Annotated in this window: 2 protein-coding genes and 1 pseudogene; 2 read left to right on the top strand and 1 reads right to left on the bottom strand. The window is 69.4% G+C overall.

The window, feature by feature from the left end:
- Positions 1-123 (bottom strand): annotated as a pseudogene (locus AB8Z36_RS33500) (peptidase M4 family protein); the annotation flags it as partial.
- Positions 124-471: 348 nt separating this feature from the next.
- On the opposite strand from AB8Z36_RS33500, the gene leuA reads away from it, so the two are divergent.
- Both leuA and AB8Z36_RS33510 read left to right on the top strand, forming a co-directional pair.
- Positions 472-2,193: a 2-isopropylmalate synthase gene (gene leuA / locus AB8Z36_RS33505; protein ID WP_369217156.1), complete on the top strand. Its 1,722-nt coding sequence runs from the start codon at positions 472-474 to the stop codon at positions 2,191-2,193.
- 207 nt (positions 2,194-2,400) lie between these two features.
- Positions 2,401-2,935, top strand: a 535-nt coding sequence (locus AB8Z36_RS33510; RefSeq protein ID WP_440582065.1) for a TerB family tellurite resistance protein, incomplete at its 3' end; no start/stop codon positions are given.

Below are 2,935 nucleotides of genomic sequence, written 5' to 3' on the forward strand. Positions count from 1 at the left end.
CTCCAGGGAGCGGCGGGCGGGCGTGGCGAGCGCGGGGTCCTGGCTCCGGGCGAGCGTGTCCAGGACGTGAGGCGGCACGATCGTGCAGAAGACGGGCTCGAAGCCCGTCGGGTTGGCGGTCATGGCGGCAATGTGGCACTGGGTCATGCCGCTGTCACTACCTGCCACCATGATTGATGAAATAGAGGCATACGGTCCCGGCCGTGGCCCCCAGTGGGATACGGCACCCTTTGAGCCAGTGTGGGGTATGCCACCTTTTGCGAGGTCCGCGAGCGGTGGTCCCGCATACTGATACGGGCCCGCGCACAGAGCGCGGCTCGGCTAGGCTGCGGAGCATCATGCGATTCGGGCTGCTTCTCCTTAGCTGCCGCGGCGAGGGCCTGTAGACAAGGCCGACCCCCTCCCCGCGGAGTTCGGCGTTGCGCTAAGACCGTCGGCCGTCCTTCAGGACACTTCCGAGGAGCCCCGCAGATGCCGAACTTCCAGCGCCCCACGTCCATGCCGATCCACAAGTACGGCCAGTACGAGCAGGTCGCCATCCCCGACCGCACCTGGCCGGACAAGCGGATCACCGTCGCCCCCCGCTGGCTCTCCACCGACCTGCGCGACGGCAACCAGGCGCTGATCGACCCGATGTCCCCCGCGCGCAAGCGGGCCATGTTCGACCTGCTGGTCCGCATGGGCTACAAGGAGATCGAGGTCGGCTTCCCCTCGTCGGGGCAGACGGACTTCGACTTCGTGCGGTCGATCATCGAGGACGAGGACGCGATCCCCGAGGACGTGACGATCTCCGTCCTGACCCAGGCCCGCGAAGAGCTGATCGAGCGCACGGTGGAGTCCCTGAAGGGCGCCCGGCGCGCCACCGTCCACCTGTACAACGCGACCGCGCCCGTCTGGCGCGACGTCGTCTTCCGCGGCTCCCGCGACGCCGTGAAGCAGATCGCCGTGGACGGCACCCGGCTGGTCATGGAGTACGCCGACAAGCTGCTCGACGACCGCACCGCCTTCGGTTACCAGTACAGCCCCGAGATCTTCACCGACACCGAGCTGGACTTCGCCCTGGAGGTCTGCGAGGGCGTCATGGACGTCTGGCAGCCCGACGCCGAGCGCGAGATCATCCTGAACCTGCCCGCCACGGTCGAGCGCTCCACGCCTTCCACCCACGCGGACCGCTTCGAGTGGATGTCCCGCAACCTGTCCCGGCGCGAGTTCGTCTGCCTCTCCATCCACCCGCACAACGACCGGGGCACCGCCGTCGCCGCCGCCGAACTGGCCGTGATGGCCGGCGGCGACCGCGTCGAGGGCTGCCTGTTCGGCCAGGGCGAGCGCACCGGCAACGTGGACCTGGTCACCCTGGGCATGAACCTCTTCAGCCAGGGCGTCGACCCGCAGATCGACTTCTCGGACGTCGACGAGGTCCGCCGGGTGTACGAGTACTGCACGCAGATGGAGGTCCACCCCCGCCACCCCTACGCGGGCGACCTGGTCTACACCGCCTTCTCCGGCTCCCACCAGGACGCCATCAAGAAGGGCTTCGACGCGCTGGAGGCCAGGGCCGCGGCCGACGGCAGGACCATCGACGACGTCGAGTGGGCCGTGCCGTACCTGCCCATCGACCCCAAGGACGTCGGCCGCTCCTACGAAGCCGTCATCCGCGTCAACTCCCAGTCCGGCAAGGGCGGTATCGCCTACGTCCTGAAGAACGACCACAAGCTGGACCTGCCGCGCCGTATGCAGATCGAGTTCTCCCGGATCATCCAGAGCAAGACCGACGCCGAGGGCGGCGAGGTCACGCCCGGCGCGATCTGGAGCGTCTTCCAGGACGAGTACCTGCCGAACCCCGCGAATCCCTGGGGTCGGATTCAGGTCAAGAACGGCCAGACGACGACCGACACCGACGGCGTCGACACCCTCACCGTCGAGGCCACGCTGGACGGCGCGGACACCGTACTGACCGGCTCCGGCAACGGACCGATCTCCGCGTTCTTCGACGCGCTCCAGGGTGTGGGCATCGACGTACGCCTGCTGGACTACCAGGAGCACACGATGAGCGAGGGCGCGTCCGCGCAGGCCGCCTCGTACATCGAGTGCGCGATCGGCGACAAGGTGCTGTGGGGCATCGGCATCGACGCCAACACCACGCGCGCCTCGCTCAAGGCCGTGGTCTCCGCGGTCAACCGCGCGGCCCGCTGATCACGCCCCGAATTTCTCCGCCCGTACGCCGCTCCGTCCGCAGCTCAGCGGGCGGGGCGGCGTCGTCTCCCGGCCACGTCGCCCTCGCTCTCGTGTACGAGGTGCTGACGCCACATCATCAATGTGGCTAACATCACGCCAACGCGGCAATGGAGTCGGTCGGGGCACCTTCATGTCCATCAGGTCATGGGGGAGTTACGGAGGTGCGTGGTGCTGGATCGGGAACGAAACGGCAGGAAAGCGCGCGTCCTGGCCATGCCCGTATCGCGGGGGCGGGCCCTGCGCAGGCGTCTGATCGGGATGAACACCGCCTGGGACGCCATCGGCGACGGCGAGTTCTTCTGTCCCGCCTGCGGCGGCGACCGCAACTACCAGCGGCTCACCGGCCGGCGCCGCTTCGTCCTGCTCGGTGTGCCCCTCGTGCCGCGCGGTGATGCCGGGCCCGTCATCCGGTGCGCCGCCTGCCAGGACCTCTTCGACCCCGATGTCCTGGACCACCCCACCACCACCCGGCTCTCCGCGATGCTCCGCGACGCCGTGCACACCGTGGTCCTCGCCGTCCTGTCGACCGGCGGCACGGGCTCGCGCGCCACGCTCGACGCGGCCATGGCGGCGCTGCGCGGCGCGGGCCAGAGCGACTGCACCGAGGAGCAGCTCGTCGCCCTCGTCGACGCCCTCGCCGCCGACACCGGCCGGGTCACCGAGCCCGACTGCGGCCCCGGCCTCGCCATAGAGCTGCACG

It is taken from the genome of Streptomyces flavofungini, assembly GCF_041028215.1.
Classification (GTDB): domain Bacteria; phylum Actinomycetota; class Actinomycetes; order Streptomycetales; family Streptomycetaceae; genus Streptomyces; species Streptomyces flavofungini_B.